The organism is Kribbella polygonati (genome assembly GCF_050320105.1).
GTDB lineage: Bacteria > Actinomycetota > Actinomycetes > Propionibacteriales > Kribbellaceae > Kribbella.
Genome location: NZ_CP190129.1, coordinates 6713707 through 6728375, shown reverse-complemented (window position 1 = coordinate 6728375; position 14669 = coordinate 6713707). Strand labels below are relative to the sequence as shown.

13 protein-coding genes are annotated in these 14669 nt (G+C 69.6%); 5 read left to right on the top strand and 8 right to left on the bottom strand.

Features of this window, described 5'->3' with window-relative positions:
• Window position 1: 1 nt before the first annotated feature.
• Window positions 2-592, bottom strand: a complete 591-nt coding sequence (locus ACQHIV_RS32045) for a TetR/AcrR family transcriptional regulator (protein WP_427887594.1) — start codon at window positions 590-592, stop codon at window positions 2-4.
• Window positions 593-791: 199 nt separating this feature from the next.
• Between ACQHIV_RS32045 and ACQHIV_RS32040 the strand changes: the two genes are divergently transcribed.
• Both ACQHIV_RS32040 and ACQHIV_RS32035 read left to right on the top strand, forming a co-directional pair.
• Window positions 792-2882 (top strand): hypothetical protein, encoded by a 2091-nt coding sequence (locus ACQHIV_RS32040; RefSeq protein WP_427887593.1) that lies wholly within the window; start codon window positions 792-794, stop codon window positions 2880-2882.
• Window positions 2883-2969: 87 nt separating this feature from the next.
• The gene (locus ACQHIV_RS32035) at window positions 2970-5411 is read left to right on the top strand and encodes a polysaccharide lyase family 8 super-sandwich domain-containing protein (RefSeq protein WP_427887592.1); all 2442 of its coding nucleotides are present in this window, start codon (window positions 2970-2972) and stop codon (window positions 5409-5411) included.
• Here the strand turns inward: ACQHIV_RS32035 and ACQHIV_RS32030 are convergent.
• Together ACQHIV_RS32030 and ACQHIV_RS32025 are read right to left on the bottom strand one after the other, a co-directional pair.
• Window positions 5389-5877, bottom strand: coding sequence for a MarR family winged helix-turn-helix transcriptional regulator (locus ACQHIV_RS32030; RefSeq protein ID WP_427887591.1), 489 nt, complete (start codon window positions 5875-5877; stop codon window positions 5389-5391). The genes ACQHIV_RS32035 and ACQHIV_RS32030 overlap by 23 nt on opposite strands.
• Complete coding sequence (locus ACQHIV_RS32025; protein ID WP_427887590.1) at window positions 5874-6473, bottom strand: DJ-1/PfpI family protein; 600 nt, start codon at window positions 6471-6473, stop codon at window positions 5874-5876. The genes ACQHIV_RS32030 and ACQHIV_RS32025 overlap by 4 nt, the downstream gene beginning before the upstream one ends.
• A gap of 85 nt (window positions 6474-6558) precedes the next feature.
• Between ACQHIV_RS32025 and ACQHIV_RS32020 the strand changes: the two genes are divergently transcribed.
• Window positions 6559-7008 (top strand): N-acetyltransferase family protein, encoded by a 450-nt coding sequence (locus ACQHIV_RS32020; RefSeq protein WP_427887589.1) that lies wholly within the window; start codon window positions 6559-6561, stop codon window positions 7006-7008.
• Between the two features lie 186 nt (window positions 7009-7194).
• Here the strand turns inward: ACQHIV_RS32020 and ACQHIV_RS32015 are convergent, their stop codons facing one another.
• From ACQHIV_RS32015 to ACQHIV_RS32000, 4 genes are read right to left on the bottom strand one after another with little or no spacing between them, the layout of a single operon-like run.
• Window positions 7195-8133 carry an MFS transporter gene (locus ACQHIV_RS32015; protein WP_427887588.1) on the bottom strand — a complete coding sequence of 313 codons (939 nt, stop codon included), beginning with the start codon at window positions 8131-8133 and terminating at the stop codon, window positions 7195-7197.
• Window positions 8130-9146, bottom strand: a complete 1017-nt coding sequence (locus tag ACQHIV_RS32010; RefSeq protein ID WP_427887587.1) for a MerR family transcriptional regulator — start codon at window positions 9144-9146, stop codon at window positions 8130-8132. The genes ACQHIV_RS32015 and ACQHIV_RS32010 overlap by 4 nt, the downstream gene beginning before the upstream one ends.
• Before the next feature lie 34 nt (window positions 9147-9180).
• Complete coding sequence (locus ACQHIV_RS32005) at window positions 9181-9699, bottom strand: AAA family ATPase (protein WP_427887586.1); 519 nt, start codon at window positions 9697-9699, stop codon at window positions 9181-9183.
• A gap of 15 nt (window positions 9700-9714) precedes the next feature.
• A complete protein-coding gene (locus tag ACQHIV_RS32000; protein WP_427887585.1) occupies window positions 9715-10866 on the bottom strand; it encodes an anhydro-N-acetylmuramic acid kinase in 1152 nt (383 codons plus the stop codon).
• Between the two features lie 199 nt (window positions 10867-11065).
• On the opposite strand from ACQHIV_RS32000, the gene ACQHIV_RS31995 reads away from it, so the two are divergent.
• The gene (locus ACQHIV_RS31995) at window positions 11066-11965 is read left to right on the top strand and encodes an endo-beta-N-acetylglucosaminidase H (protein WP_427887584.1); all 900 of its coding nucleotides are present in this window, start codon (window positions 11066-11068) and stop codon (window positions 11963-11965) included.
• On the opposite strand, the gene ACQHIV_RS31990 is transcribed toward ACQHIV_RS31995, so the two are convergent.
• Window positions 11953-12471, bottom strand: a complete 519-nt coding sequence (locus ACQHIV_RS31990) for a histidine phosphatase family protein (protein WP_427887583.1) — start codon at window positions 12469-12471, stop codon at window positions 11953-11955. The genes ACQHIV_RS31995 and ACQHIV_RS31990 overlap by 13 nt on opposite strands.
• Before the next feature lie 83 nt (window positions 12472-12554).
• Between ACQHIV_RS31990 and ACQHIV_RS31985 the strand changes: the two genes are divergently transcribed.
• The gene (locus ACQHIV_RS31985) at window positions 12555-14414 is read left to right on the top strand and encodes an acyl-CoA dehydrogenase (protein WP_427887582.1); all 1860 of its coding nucleotides are present in this window, start codon (window positions 12555-12557) and stop codon (window positions 14412-14414) included.
• Window positions 14415-14669: the final 255 nt, after the last annotated feature.

The window sequence follows — 14669 nt, the reverse complement described above, 5'->3', positions numbered from 1 at the left end:
GCTACTCCTGGATGAGATAGGGCGCGATCATCAGGTCGAGCTGCTCGCCGAGGAACTCGGTCAGCGAGCCCCAGCCGTTCACCGCCCAGACCTGGAGCGCGCCGTTGAAACAGACAAGGGTGTGCCGCGCCAGCGCCGGTACGTCGGTGTCCGCGCGCAACTCGCCCGCTTCCACCGCCGCCCGGTAGAACCGGTCGCAGCTGTCGACGATCGCGGCCGAGTGCGCCAGCGCGTGCCGCCGGAACTCCGGGTCCGCGACGTCGAGCTGGACGAATCCGAGGCCGTTGCCGAGCTGCTCGCGGTGCTCGATGTGGGCGACCGCGGACAGCGCGAAGTCCCGGAGGGTGGCGAGCGGCGAGCTGTTCCGGCCGGCCACCGCCTCGGCGAGCCGCTGCACCATCAGCGGGGACCGCGCGGCGGACGCGAGCAGCAGTCCGCGCTTCGACCCGAACCGCTGCAGCAGGGTCGGCGGGGCGAGTCCGGCACGTGCCCCGACCGCCGCGAGGGTGAGCTTCACCGGCCCCAGCTCGGCCAGCACCTCCCGGGTCGCGTCGAGGATCACGTCGTCACTCACCAGCCGTGGCCGGGCCATCGCGGCGCCTCCGAGTTTGTGAATGGCCATTCGCTAATATCCGAGATCGTAACAGATCCTTGTTGGATCAGTTAGTCAGTGACAACGGGTGAGGTTTCGGATACTGCTTTCGGCCTGCCGAAGGCGGTCCGGACCGCGATCCCGCCGTCCGGCTGCACCCGTCCGTGGCCGGGCTCGTCGTACCAACGGGAGCCTCTTCATGCGTTTCGCCCGCATTACCCTGGGCCTGCTGCTGGCACTGTCAGGCCTGGTGGCCACCGTCGCCGGGGCCGTCGCGGCCTTCTGGCTGGTCGGCCCGGACAACACGATCACGACCCCAAGCCGCGAGCTCGCCGCCAAGGGCCTCGCCGTCGTCAGTTCGCCGGAGCTGCTCGACCGGCACGGTCCGACGCTGCACGTCAGCGTGTCCGGGGACAAGCCGCTGTTCGTTGGCGTCGCCCAGGATCTCGACGTCCGCTCCTACCTGGCTGGCAGCGCGCACACGCAGGTGACGCGGTTCGGGCTGCCGGCCGCGTTCGGCACCGAGGAGGTGCGTGGCCGCACCAACAAGCTGACGCCGCCGGGCGAGCTGGACTGGTGGGTCGCGCAGTCCGCGACCGGGACCCAGTCCCTCAGCTGGCCGGTCCAGGACGGGCGGTACGACGTCGTCGTGATGAACGCGGACGGTACGCCGGCCGTCGGCGCGCAGGTCACGTTCGGCCTCCAGGTGCACCGGCTGTTCGGCCTCTGCCTGCTGGTGCTCGGGGCCGGCGTACTGGTGCTGGCTCTCGGCGTCGCGCTGCTGCGGCGCCGTCGCCCGGCGCGGGCCGAGGCCGCCGACACGCGGGAGATCCCGGTCATCAACACCCGCATCCCGGCGCTGGCCGCGACCGCTCCCGCCGAGCTGCCGACCGCCCCGGCGGAGTACGACGACGAGCAACTCGCCCCGGCGTATCGCATCTCCCCCTTCCACCCCGACCGGGTGAGCCCCTTCGCCCCCCTCCCGGAACAGGAGGAGGAGCCGGCCGCCGCGGTCGCCGACGAGCCGGCCGCAGCATTCGCCGAGGAACCGGTCGCAGTGGTCGCCGAGGAGCAGGCCGCGGCAGTCGCCCAGGTCGAGCCAGCCCCGGTCGTGATGCCTGTTCCCGCCACACCGGTCGCGGTGCGGACGGCGCCGATGTTCATGTCGGCCGCCGCGGTCCAGCGGGCGAAGGCGCCCGTACTGATCGGCGCCGGAGCCCGGTACGAGGAGCCCGCGGAACCCGAGGCCGAGGAGACTGTTCCGCTGGCCGAGTCGCCGGAGTTCGTGAAGAGCGACGAGGCGGTGCGGCGGACCGCGGCGCTGCTGGCCAGCGGGGCGTTGTTGCTGACGACAACGAGTTGCGGGTTGTTGCCGCCGAAGAACAGCCTGACCGTGCCGGACGCCCGGCCGGCGGTGACGCTCGCCGACGCGCAGGCCGTGGTCCAGCGGTACAACCAGCTCAACAACCAGGCGAACCGGACCCGCGACGGCAAGATCTCCGCGACGATCGAGGGGAACCCGACGCTCGCGCAGACCCAGGCGGGCTTCGCGATCGGCCGCAAGCTCGACGCGGCGGGCAAGGAGGTGTCGAAGCCGTTCAGCTACACGAACCCGCAGATCGGCGCCCCGCAGTTCGCGTCGTACCCGATGCGCTTCGTGGTCAGCTCCGGCGTCTCGAACGCCCCGGGCAGCCGCCAGCTCGGCGTCTGGCAGCGGCAGAGCGCGGGCGACCCGTGGCTGCTGACGCACTCGGTCTACCCGGCCAAGACCACCCCGGTCCCCTCCCTGGACGGTCTGCGAACGCCGGACACCGCCGACCTGAACCTCCTCCGCGCGCAGCCGGACGCCGTCGCGAAGGACCTCGCGGCGTACCTGACCGGCGGCGCGAAGGCCCCGGAGGCGAAGTCCTTCGCGGCCTCGCCGAGCCTGCAGAGCCTGCTCGACCTGCGCGCGAAGACGAAGGCCTCCGACACCGCCGAGCCGTACATCGCGAGCGTCAACGACGCGTTCCTGCCGTCCGGTTCGCCGCTGTCGTTCATCACCTCGAACGGCGACGCGCTGGTGTTCCTGTCGATCACCGAGCAGTACCTGCAGCGCGTCGAGCCGGGCTCGAACGCGTACTGGACCAGCGGCGAGGCGACCGCGTTCAGCAGCATGGTCAAGTACACGCAGAGCCTGCACCAGGACTACCTGCACCAGGTCGCGCTGGTGATCCCGACGAAGGAGTCCGGCAAGCAGGTCCAGGTGCTGTCGATCGACCCGCAGCTGATCGGCGCCGGCGGTCTCTGAAAAGTCTGACCGGTAAGCGATTGCCGAAAGATAGTTTCTACTGATTGACTCCCGGGGTCAGGTTTTCCCCTCCGCCCGGGAGTACCAGTGGAGCTCACCCGTCGCCGCCTGCTGTCCTTCGTCCCCGCCACCGCACTGCTGACCGCCGTCCGGCCTGCCTCGACGGCCCAGGCCGCCGAGCCGAACGTGCTGCTGGCGAACATGATCGCAATCTACGCCGGTACGGCGGAGTCGAACGCGCGCCCCGAGGTCGCCGCGAAGGTCGCCGCGATCGACAGCACCGCCCGTACCTGGCTGACCGCCCTCGGCCGCGCCGGCACCGGCGAGTTGTTCGCGGGCCTCCCGCTCGGGACCAGCGACCCGAACCTGAGCTCGTCGTACCAGCACCTGTACGAGATCGCGCTCGCCTACCGCCGCCCGGGCGCGGCGGCCGACCTGGCGACCGCGGCCGTCCGCGACAAGGTCGTGAACGGCCTGGTCTGGCTGCACGACAACTACTACGGCGACCAGTCCAAGGGGTACTACGGCAACTGGTTCACCTGGGAGATCGGCATCTCGACGTTCGTGTCGAAGACGCTCGCGCTCGTCGACGCGCCGGCCGACCTGGTCACGACGTACGTCGCCTCGATGGACGCGTACCTGCGGAACGGGAAGGACGGCGACGTCGACCTCGACTCGCGTTTCCACACCGGCGCGAACCTCGTCGACATCACCGCGAACCGGGTGCTCCAGGGCGCGTTGCTGACCGACGACGCGCGGATCCGGAAGGCGCTGCAGGACCAGTTCACGGTGTTCGCGACCGTCGACCCGTACAACCTGCGGCACGGCGTGACGGACGGGTACTACGCGGACGGCTCGTTCATCCAGCACGCGTCGGTCGCGTACACGGGTTCGTACGGGAAGGGCCTGCTCAGTCGGGTCGTGCAGACGATCAAGGTGCTGGCGGGAACGGCGTACGCGCAGAGCGACGACCTGGTCGGCGTGGTGCAGGGGTGGGTCGAGCACGGGTTCGCGCCGCTGATCTTCGAGGGCTGGATGATGGAGATCGTCAAGGGCCGCGCGGTCTCCCGGACCGGCACCGGGTACGACGACGTCGCGGTCGTCGTGGAGGCGATCGTGGACCTCGCGGACTACGCCGCCGGCGCGGACGCGGCCCGGCTGAAGGCGTTCGCGAAGTTCACCGCGCGGCCGACGATCAACGTGAACAGCTTCGTGTCGCCGGTCAGCGTCGGGCGGTTCGCGGACCTCAAGGCGGACGCGTCGATCGTGCCCACCGACCTCAACCCGGCGGCGCTCAGTACGGCGTTCAACGCGATGGACCGGACCGTGCACCGCCGCCCGGGGTACGCGTTCGCGCTGGCGCGGAACTCGTCGCGGATCAGCAAGTACGAGTACATGAGCGGGGAGAACCTGCTGCCCTGGTTCCAGGGCGACGGCGCGCACTACCTGTACCTGTCGGGGCAGGACCAGACGCAGGCGTTCGGCATCGACTACTTCACCACGGTGTCGCCGTACGCACTGGGCGGCGTGACCGCACCGGTCGAGACGCGCAAGTCGGTGCCGGAGCTGTACGGGACGGCGTACTACGACAACGCGGCGGCGGGTTTCACCGCGTCGTCGGAGTCGCAGAACACCTACGTGTACTTTCCGGTAGGGACGAACACGTATTCCGGTGGCGCGACGCTCGACGCGTACGGCGCGGCCGGATGGGTGCAGTCGGACGACTTCGCGTACGCGTCGCGGGACACGCTGCCCGCGGACTTCGTGGTCTACAAGAACGCGTCCGCGACCAAGTCGTGGTTCCTCCTCGACGACGAGATCGTCGTACTGGCTGCCGGGGTCGGCGACGACACCCGATCGGTCACCACGACGCTCGACACGCGCATCGCGTCCGCCACCGCGCCGGTGAACGTCTCGCGGTCGTCGCGGTGGTTGCGGTACACCGACGGAACGGTTGCCGTCGGCTACTACCTGCTGCAGGCGGCGGATGTCTCGGCGCAGGTGGAGACGGTGACGCGGAGCCGTCGGGTCGTGCGTACGTCGAACCCGGACACGGCGGTCACCAAGCAGGTCTTCAGCTTGACCTACGCCCAACCGGCCGGCCGCAAGCACACGCTCGCCTACGCGTTGGTGCCCAACGCAACAGAATCGGCGCTGAACTCGTATCAGCACGGCCGTCTCACCCTGCTCGCCAACACGACCAGGCTCCAGGCGATCCAGCACGACGGCCTCCGCCTGACCGCCGCCAACTCCTTCGGCCCCGGCCTGCACCACCTCCCGGGGTTGACCGTCGACGGTCCGGCCTCGGTGCTCGTCCGTCGTCAGGCAGCAACCGTGCAGTTGGCCGTCTCCGACCCGACGACGCAGCGGGACACCATCACCGTGACGCTGCAAGCGCAGTACCTCAAGCCGGCTGCCCCAGCCCAAGGAGTGCAGGTGACCCGCACCGCGACGGGCACCAGGTTGACCTTCAGCACCCGCCACACCTACGGCGCGAGCATCTCCGTCAAGCTTGTTCCAGCCTGGTGATCAGCGCCTGCATCGTCCGCAACGTGGTCCGGAGATCGTCGAGGTCGACGGTCTCCGCCACCTCCGAGGTCCACGGGTGCTGCGCGACCGCGATCTGCCGGATCGCGTAGTACCCGGCCTCGGTGCAGGCCAGCAGCTTCGCCCGCCGATGGGCCGGGTTCGGTCGGTACTCCGCCAGCCCACGCTCCACCAGCAGATCGGCGATCCGCTGCACGCCCTGCCGGCTCACGCCCATGATCCGGCCGACATCGGCGACCGAATGCGGCTCCCGCAGTACGCCGCCGAGCACCTGCCACCACGCCGCGGTGAGCCCACCGTGAGCGGCCAGACCCTGCGCGGCCTCCATCAGTCGCGCGTTCAGCCGGAAGGTGGCGAGTACGACGTCCGTGAACGCCGCACCACCTTCCGACTGCGGGCCTGGTGTCGGCCACTCCTCACGCGGCGGCGTCTCGTCCTCGCGGGTCATCCCACCAGCGTCGCGTAGGCGGCCGGGTCCGCACGGTGGAACACGCCCTCGTACGCCTCCAGCTTCCGCTCGTCCGCCAGCCCGAGCCGCTCCAGCACCGCCCGCGCGAACTGCACCGGCGAGTCCGGCCCGGCCGTGATCAGGTCCCCGCCGATCACCGCGCGGGCATCGACGTACCCGTCCGCACCCTGGTACCCGGTCGCCTGCAGGTACTCCTTCGCGGCACTCGTGTGCTTCCGCCCGTCCAGCAGCCCGGCCCGCGCCAGCCCCGCCGTCGCACCACAGATCGCCGCCACCGGCACACCCTCATCCAGGAACCGCCCCGCCAACTTCGCGAACGCCTCCCCACCCCCGTTGTCCCACTGCCCCGACCCGGCCAGCACCAACACATCCCCCGCGTCCGGCGCCACGTCCGCGATCGTCACATCCGGCACCACCCGCATCCCACCCATCGTGACCACCGCCTCGACCGACTCCCCCACCGTCACCACCCGCCACGGCACCCCGGTAAACCGCCCGGTCCGCAACTCGACCACCAGATGCCCGATCTCCCAGTCCGCCAACGTCTCGTACACCGCCACATATGCCGTCTCCATAGACAACACACTGTCATAACGACAGTATGTTGTCAATACTCTGAAACGTGATGCCTTCCGGGCCAGGCGCTGGGAGGGTGGGGGGATGGGCGTTCGGGTGGTGACGTTGGAGGACTGGGACGGGTTTTGGCCCTTGGTGAGGGGGTTTGGGACTGCGTTTTCGGAGGGGGAGAGTCGGGGGTTCTTCGCGGAGTTGGTGGCTGATCCGCGGTGGGTGGCGTTGGGGTACGACGATGGCGAGCTGATGGGGTATGCGGCCGTGCAGGACTACGGGACGCATTTGCGGGGCGGGGCGCGCCATCACGGGCGGTTGCATGATCTGTACGTCGTGCCGGAGCGGCGCGGGAATGGCGTCGGGCGGGCGTTAATGGAGGCGGTGGTGGAGTGGGCCTCGACGCGGGTGCGGTATTTGGAGTGGCAGGCGCATCACGAGCGGTCGGCGCCGTTCTACGAGGCGCTCGGGTATCGCGGGGAGCCGTGTCCGCAGCCGGAGTACCCGACGTTCGGGATTGATTTCAGAGCCTCAGGAGCATGAGGCCGGCGGCGGCGGTTGCGGTGGCGGCGAGGGGGAGGGCGTGGTGTACGTCGAGGGTTGCGAGGAGGTTGGTGGAGGCGATCAGCGGGACGGTCTGTACGAGGGACAGCAGGGACTGCAGGCGGGTGAGGTGGGACTTCGGCGTACTGCGGACGAAGACCGGCGCGAGGTGGGAGGTGAAGAGGCCTATGCCCAGGCCTTGGAGGAGGGTTGCGGCGACGGCGAGGGGACCGTGGGGGCAAGCGCGAGGGCTGAGATGCCTGCGGCGGCGAGTAGGCAGCCGGTGCCGCCCGCGAGTCCCGCGCGGGAGAAGGTGCCGACGCGGGCCACCAGGACGGTGACCAGCAGGCTTCCGCAGACGTTGCCTGCGACAACGAATCCTGCTTGGCCGGCGGTCCAGCCGTGGGCGCGGGCGAGGAGCGGGACGCAGAGCGACGTCACCGGCAGGACGAAGGCCGCGACCAGCCCGACCACCCCGAGGATCATCCGTAGCACCGGATCCGCGATCGCCACCCGCAGTCCGTCCAGCGCGGACCGTACGGCGGACGGGCGGTCGGGCTGCGGAGGTACGTCGTACGGCGGTCTCAAGATCAGCAAAACAAGGAACAGTACGGCGAACGTCGCCCCGTCCAGCATCAGCGCGCCGACCAGTCCCACCGTGGCGACGAGCAGGCCGCTGACCGGTCCGCCGGCGAGCGTGATCACCTGGGTGGCCGACATCCGCAGAGCCATTGCCCGAGGCAACTGATCGTCCGGTACGAAGAGTCGCGGCAGTACGCCGGACGCGGGCAAGGCGAACGCGTCGACGGTGCCGACCGTGATCGACGTCGCCAGCAGTACGCCGGCCGAGACGCCGCGTACTCCCACGACGAGCGCGAGCAGGAAGCAGCACGCACCGACGATCGCGGTGCAGATCAGCAGCAGGCGGCGCGGGCCGAGGCGGTCGCCGAGGACGCCGCCGAGCAGGAGCAGTACGGCGCGCGGCAGGGTGAACCCGGTCAGGACGAGCGCGGCGACCCGCGGGCCGATGCCGGTCGCCGCCCAGCCGAGCGCGAAGAACAGGGCGGAGTCGCCGAATGCCGAGAGCGTGGATCCTGCCAGCCAGCCGTAGTACCTGCGATTCACCCGTCCAGCCGGACGGGCATCACCAGCGTGGTGAAGGTGCCCTGGTCGGCCGACCGTACGACGACTGGGCGGGACGGGTCGCCGATCTCCAGCAGTACGTCGGGGCCGACGCTCGCCTCCAGGGCCGCGGTCAGCAGGCTCGCGGTGAACCCGATCCGCGCAGCACCGGTGCCGATCACGTCGAGCCGCACCTCGTCCCCGATCCGCAGTACTTCCGAGTCGATGTCAAAGGCAACAATCTCGCGGCCCGCGAGTACGTCGAGCAGCCGCAGGCGGTCCACCACCACCCGGCAGGCCGGCGACGGCAGCCCGTCCAGGATCTGCTGGTACGCCGGGTACTCCGCGTCGACGGTCTCCAGCTCGCGCGACTCGTCCCCTCGTACCAGCGTGAGTCCGCCGTCCACCTCCATCCGTACGACGTCCCCCGCCGCGACCCACCTGCTCACCGCGGCCAGGTCGACGGCCCGCACCAGCGCCCGCCCACTCACCCCACCGAACTCCACCGGCCGCACGCTCCGCACCGCGAGCCGGTACCGATCGGTCGCCACGAACACAACCTCATCCGGCGAGACCTCCACCAGTACACAGCTCAACACCACCCCCAGCTCCCCGTCTTCGTCCGCGGCCGCAGTCGGCGTCACCTGGCGGATGGCGCTGGAGAGTTCGGCGCCGCCGAGGGTGGCGGTGGTGTGGTGGGAGAGGAGCTGGGTGAGGAGGCGGGTGGCGGCTTCCTGGGTGGCGGTGGACTTGGCTTCCAGGGTGCGGAGGTGGGCCCGGATCAGGTCGGCGACCTCGGCTGGCGCGGCGTCCAGGGCTTGGCGGACGTCCGGTAGCGGCAGGTCGATCTCGCGGAGGTCGCGGAGCAGGCGGGCGCGGTCGGCCTGGGATGGGTCGTAGTAGCGGTAGCCGTTGGTCGCGTCGACCTCGGCGGGTGGGAGCAGACCGCAGTCGTCGTAGAACCGCAGCGCACTCGGCGCCAGCCCCACCAGCCGTGCGAACTCACTGATCGTCATACGCACGACCCTCATCCCTGCACCCACTCGAAGGTCAACTCCGGAGCCGGCCCCACAGGCTGAGGGTCTTCCCGAAGCGCTCGCCGCGGATCCAGTCCAGGATCCCCTTCGCGCACCGCTCCGGGTTCACGTCCGACAGCACCGACCGCGGCACGTACTTCCGCAGCTCGGCCGCGTCCGCGACCGCCTCCTCGATCTGCACCGCGGGCCACCCCCGTGCCGCCAGCCGCTTCCGCCGTACGGCGTCCGGGCAGTCCAGATGCAGCCACCGACCCTCCGGCAGCTCGGACGGCAACCCCGGCGTGAGCAGCAGCACCGGGATCCCGGAGCGCCGGATCAGCTCGGTGATCCGCAGCCACAGCGCGTTGTACGCCGGCCAGATCGGCGCCGCCGTCGGACTCGCGATCGAGATGCCGAGCAGCCGGCCGTTGTCGTCCAGCAGCTCGTCCATGTCCATCACGACCAGATTGCCCGGGTTGAGCCGGACCAGCTCCGGCACAACCGTCGACTTTCCCGAACCGGGCGCACCGGTCACCACGAACAACCTCGTCACGTTCCTAGTGTGCGGTCATTCCACCAGTAACCGCACAGGAGGCCGCGCTTCGCCCGAAATCGCCGGCAGCCCGCTCGGTCCCGGAGTCACCGATCCGAGCACGCTGGAGTGCCGCGCGCCCGTACAACTTGGCACCGTCCCGCCCAACCCGTGCACGGTCAGGAACCCGAGTACGGCGAACGCGTACGCCTCCTTCGCCGCCGACGGCATCCCCAGCTCGTCCGTGGTCCGGACCGGAATCTCCAGCTCGTCCGCGAGCAGATGCATCAGGACCGGGTTCCGGATCCCGCCGCCGGACGCCACCACCTCGGTCCCGCCGTACCGCCGGACCGCGTCGGCCACGGTCCGCGCGGTCAGTGTGGTCACGGTGGCGACGAGGTCCTCGGCCGGGACGACCGGCAGTCCTTCGAGAGCGTGGGCGACGTACGCGAGGTTGAAGAGCTCCTTGCCGGTCGACTTCGGCGCCGGGCGTCCGTAGTACGGCTCCGCCAGCAGCCGGTCGAGCAGCTCGAGATGTACCTGCCCGCGGGCCGCCATCACGCCGTCCGCGTCGAACGGCCGCCCGGTCAGCTCGGTCACGACCGCGTCGATCAGGGCGTTCGCCGGGCCGGTGTCGAACGCGACCGGGTCGCCGTGCACGACCGTGATGTTCGCGATCCCGCCGAGGTTCAGTGCCACCGGTACGCCGGGGCGCCCGCGCAGCCACAGTACGTCGATGATGCTGACCAGCGGCGCCCCCTGACCGCCCGCGGCGACGTCCCGCGCCCGCAGGTCCGACACGACCGGTACGCCGGTGGCCTCCGCGATCCAGGCGGGCTGCCCGAGCTGCAGCGTCCCGCGCACCGCGCCGTCGTCGACCCAGTGGAACATCGTCTGCCCGTGCGACACGATCAGGTCCGCGTACCCGCCGCAGAGCTGCTCGACCGCCTGCCGAGCGACCGCCGCGAACGCCTGCCCGATCCCGGTGTCGAGCGTGCAGACCTGCTCCATCGTGGTCGGCGCCGGCGGCAACGCGGCCGCGACCGCCGCGCGGAGCTCGTCCGGGTACGGCTGGCTGAGCATCCCCAGCGGTGTCAGTACGAGCTGGTCCCCGTCCAGCCGCAGGTCCGCGGCAGCGGCGTCGATCGCGTCGTACGACGTCCCGGACATCAGTCCGATCACTCGCATGTCACTCCCGTCGGTGGCCGGTCGCAACCTCCAGTCTCGGTCATCAACCCGGGGTCTTGACAGCCGGTGATCACGGATTGATGATCAGTGACGCTATACCGGTTTATCTCCTGTGACCGAACCGCCAATCCGGCAGGTGGTGGGAGCAACTTAACCGATATAGCGATACCGCCCACCTTGACGAGGAGTCGATCAGCTCATGAAGCGAAGGACCCTGTTGTCAGCCCTGGCCGCCGGTACCGCGGCGGCCGCGACCGGTGCCGCACTCCCGGCCGATGCCGCCGGCAAGCGACGCCCGCGCGCGAAGACCGGACCGGTGACCGTCGCATACATCGAGGTCAACGACCACAGCATGCTGAGCGCCGGCAAGTACACGCTGGCGAACGGCGGATCACCGGTGATCGACATCGCGGTCATCTTCGCCGCGAACATCAACTACGACGGCACCAAGGCGTACCTGTCGTTCAACCAGCAGGTCCAGAGCGTGCTCGACAACGTCGCCACCCAGGTCCGCCCGCTGCAGGCGAAGGGCATCAAGGTGCTGCTGTCGATCCTCGGCAACCACCAGGGCGCCGGCTTCGCGAACTTCCCGGACCAGGCGTCCGCGGACGCGTTCGCGCAACAGCTCGCGGACGCCGTCAACCAGTACGGCCTGGACGGCATCGACTTCGACGACGAGTACGCGGAGTACGGCAACAACGGCACCGGCCAGCCGAACGACTTCTCGTTCGTGTACCTGGTCCAGGCGCTCCGCGCGAAGCTGCCGAACAAGCTGATCACGCTGTACGACATCGGCCCGGCCGCGGACCGCCTGACGTACAACGGCCAGAGCATCGTCGAGACCTTCGACTACGGCTGGAACCCGTACTACGGCAGCTGGTCGGTCCCGAGCGCACCGAGCGAGAAGGCCCGGGTCTCCCCCGCCGCCGTCTCGTACACCGCGACCAGCTCGTCCACCGCGGCAAGCCTCGCCCAGCGCACGGTCAGCGGAGGGTACGGCGTGTTCCTCACGTACAACCTGACCGAGTCGGACACGTCGTCGTACATGTCCGCGTTCACCCAGAAGCTCTACGGCAGCAACACCGTCTACAACGCGTAGGTCCAGCCCGGCTGCCAGTCGAACGGCGCCTCGATCAGTTCCTCCATCGGTCGCCCGCTCCTCAGCAGGTGCTCCAGCGCCCACCGGTTGGCGGAGTGGGCAACCACGAGGACGGTTGCCGCGTCGTACCACTGCTTCACATCCGCAAGGAACGAACGGGTCAGCTCGACGACGTCGGCGTACGACTGACCACCCGGAAACGGGTTCCGGACGCGCTCGACCCTGGGGGCGAGCGCGTCCACCGGCCCTCCGTTGAGCTCGCCGTAGTCGCACTCCCGCAACCGCCAGTCCTGCAGATGTGGCGCGCTCAGCCCCGCCAGCTCGACAGTCTCCACCGCTCGGCGCAGATCCGAGCTGAACACCACGTCGACGTCCTGCCGCCGCTCACCCAACTCCTCCGCGAGCCGCCGCCCCTCCGCCGACAGCTCCCCCGGCAACCACCCGGTCGCGTGCCCGCGCTCGTTGTCCACCGTGATCGAGTGCGTCTCGTATATCAGCCTGGTCACAGGTCACAGGAAACCCCCTTTGCCCTCATTACCGACGGGTATATACTTAAATTACTCGTGAGTAACAATCCAGGGGAGCCTCTGTGAGTCACTACAAGTCGAATCTGCGGGACATCGAGTTCAACCTGCTCGAGGTGCTGGGCCGGGGCGACGTGCTCGGACAGGGCCCGTACGCCGAGATGGACGTCGACACCGCCCGCGAGGTGCTCGCGGAGGTGGACCGGCTGGCCAAGCACGAGCTGGCCGAGTCGTTCGCGGAGGCCGACCGGAACCCGCCGGTCTTCGACCCGGAGGCCCACGAGGTCCGGATGCCGGAGGCGTTCAAGAAGAGCTACCACGCCTACATGGACGCCGAGTGGTTCAAGCTCGAGCTGCCGGCTGAGCTCGGAGGTCAGCCGACCCCGCCGTCGCTGCGCTGGGCCGCCGCCGAGCTGGTCCTGGGCGCCAACCCGCCGGTGCACATGTACGCCGCCGGCCCGAACTTCGCACACGTCCTGTGGCGCAACGGCACCGAGCGGGACCAGAAGATCGCGCACCACATCATCGAGCGCGGCTGGGGCGCCACCATGGTGCTGACCGAGCCGGACGCCGGCTCCGACGTCGGCGCGGGGCGGACCAAGGCCACGCTGCAGGAGGACGGCTCCTGGCACATCGAGGGCGTCAAGCGGTTCATCACCTCGGGCGAGCAGGACATGACCGAGAACATCGTGCACCTGGTGCTGGCCCGGCCGCAGGGCATCGAGGGCGTCGGCGGTCCGGGCACGAAGGGCCTCAGCCTGTTCGTGGTCCCGAAGTACCACTTCGACCTCGAGACCGGTGAGCTGACCGGCGAGCGCAACGGCGCCTTCGTCACGAACGTCGAGAAGAAGATGGGCATCAAGGTCTCCACGACCTGCGAGATCACCTTCGGCGACGGGATCCCCGCCCAGGGCTGGCTGCTCGGCGAGGTGCACGACGGCATCGCGCAGATGTTCCAGGTGATCGAGTACGCCCGGATGATGGTCGGCACCAAGGCGATCGCCACCCTCTCCACCGGCTACCTGAACGCGCTCGAGTACGCGAAGGAGCGGGTGCAGGGCGCGGACCTCACCCAGCCGGCCAAGGACGCGCCGCGCGTCACGATCACGCACCACCCCGACGTACGGCGGTCGCTGCTGACGCAGAAGGCGTACGCCGAGGCGCTGCGGGCGCTCGTGCTGTTCACGGCGACGTACCAGGACCGCGCCGAGCAGGCCCGGTACGCCGGGGAGCACGACGACCTCGCGGAGCGGGTCAACGACCTGCTGCTGCCGCTGGTGAAGGGGTACGGCTCGGAGAAGTCGTGGACGCTGCTCGGTACCGAGTCGCTGCAGACGTTCGGCGGCTCCGGCTTCCTGCAGGACTACCCGATCGAGCAGTACGTCCGGGACGCGAAGATCGACACCCTCTACGAGGGCACGACCGCGATCCAGGGCCAGGACCTGTTCTTCCGCAAGATCATCAAGGACCAGGGCAAGGCGCTCGGCCATCTCGCCGAGCAGGTACAGGCGTTCGTCGCCTCCGAGGCGGGCAACGGCCGCCTCAAGGAGGAGCGTGGACTGCTCGCCAAGGGCCTCGAGGACACGCAGAAGATCCTGGGCATCATGGGGCAGGCCCTGATGGCCAGCAACCCCCAGGCCGAGAACGGCGACCCCCGCAACATCTACAAGGTCGGGCTGAACACCTCACGGCTGCTGTTCGTCCTCGGCGACGTGGTCTGCTCGTGGCTGATGCTCCGCCAGGCCGAGGTCGCGCTGGAGCGGCTCGGCGGCGAGCTTTCGGCCGCTGACCAGGACTTTTACACGGGCAAGGTGGCCGCGGCGCAGTGGTTCGTGCGGTCCACGATGCCGTCCGTGCGGGCCGAGCGGATCAAGGCCGAGCTCACCGATCTGGACGTGATGGACCTCCCCGAGTCCGCGTTCTGAGGCTCCTCCGGCTCGGCCACTTGCGCGGGTCGAGCCGGAGGATTCGGGGCATGATTTCGCCGATCTGCCCCAGGTTGCCCCACGATCTGCCCTGTTGCGGAGGGTGATCATGCGGCAACGTTGCTGCCCTGAAACACCGTGACCCTGGCTTGGTTTCCCCTGTCCGAGCCAGGGTCGCGTCAACTTCGGCGACTGGAACCGTCCGATGCCTCGTTGCGTCCGTATGCCTGTGCCCAGGTCTGGTCGTCGTACGCT

Bases quoted from the DNA above. Each gene is read 5' to 3' on its own strand.
- ACQHIV_RS32045 (WP_427887594.1), bottom strand. From the start codon at position 592: ATGGCCCGGCCACGGCTGGTGAGTGACGACGTGATCCTCGACGCGACC.
- ACQHIV_RS32040 (WP_427887593.1), top strand. From the start codon at position 792: ATGCGTTTCGCCCGCATTACCCTGGGCCTGCTGCTGGCACTGTCAGGC.
- ACQHIV_RS32030 (WP_427887591.1), bottom strand. From the start codon at position 5,877: ATGACCCGCGAGGACGAGACGCCGCCGCGTGAGGAGTGGCCGACACCA.
- ACQHIV_RS32025 (WP_427887590.1), bottom strand. From the start codon at position 6,473: ATGGAGACGGCATATGTGGCGGTGTACGAGACGTTGGCGGACTGGGAG.
- ACQHIV_RS32020 (WP_427887589.1), top strand. From the start codon at position 6,559: ATGGGCGTTCGGGTGGTGACGTTGGAGGACTGGGACGGGTTTTGGCCC.
- ACQHIV_RS32010 (WP_427887587.1), bottom strand. From the start codon at position 9,146: ATGACGATCAGTGAGTTCGCACGGCTGGTGGGGCTGGCGCCGAGTGCG.
- ACQHIV_RS32000 (WP_427887585.1), bottom strand. From the start codon at position 10,866: ATGCGAGTGATCGGACTGATGTCCGGGACGTCGTACGACGCGATCGAC.
- ACQHIV_RS31995 (WP_427887584.1), top strand. From the start codon at position 11,066: ATGAAGCGAAGGACCCTGTTGTCAGCCCTGGCCGCCGGTACCGCGGCG.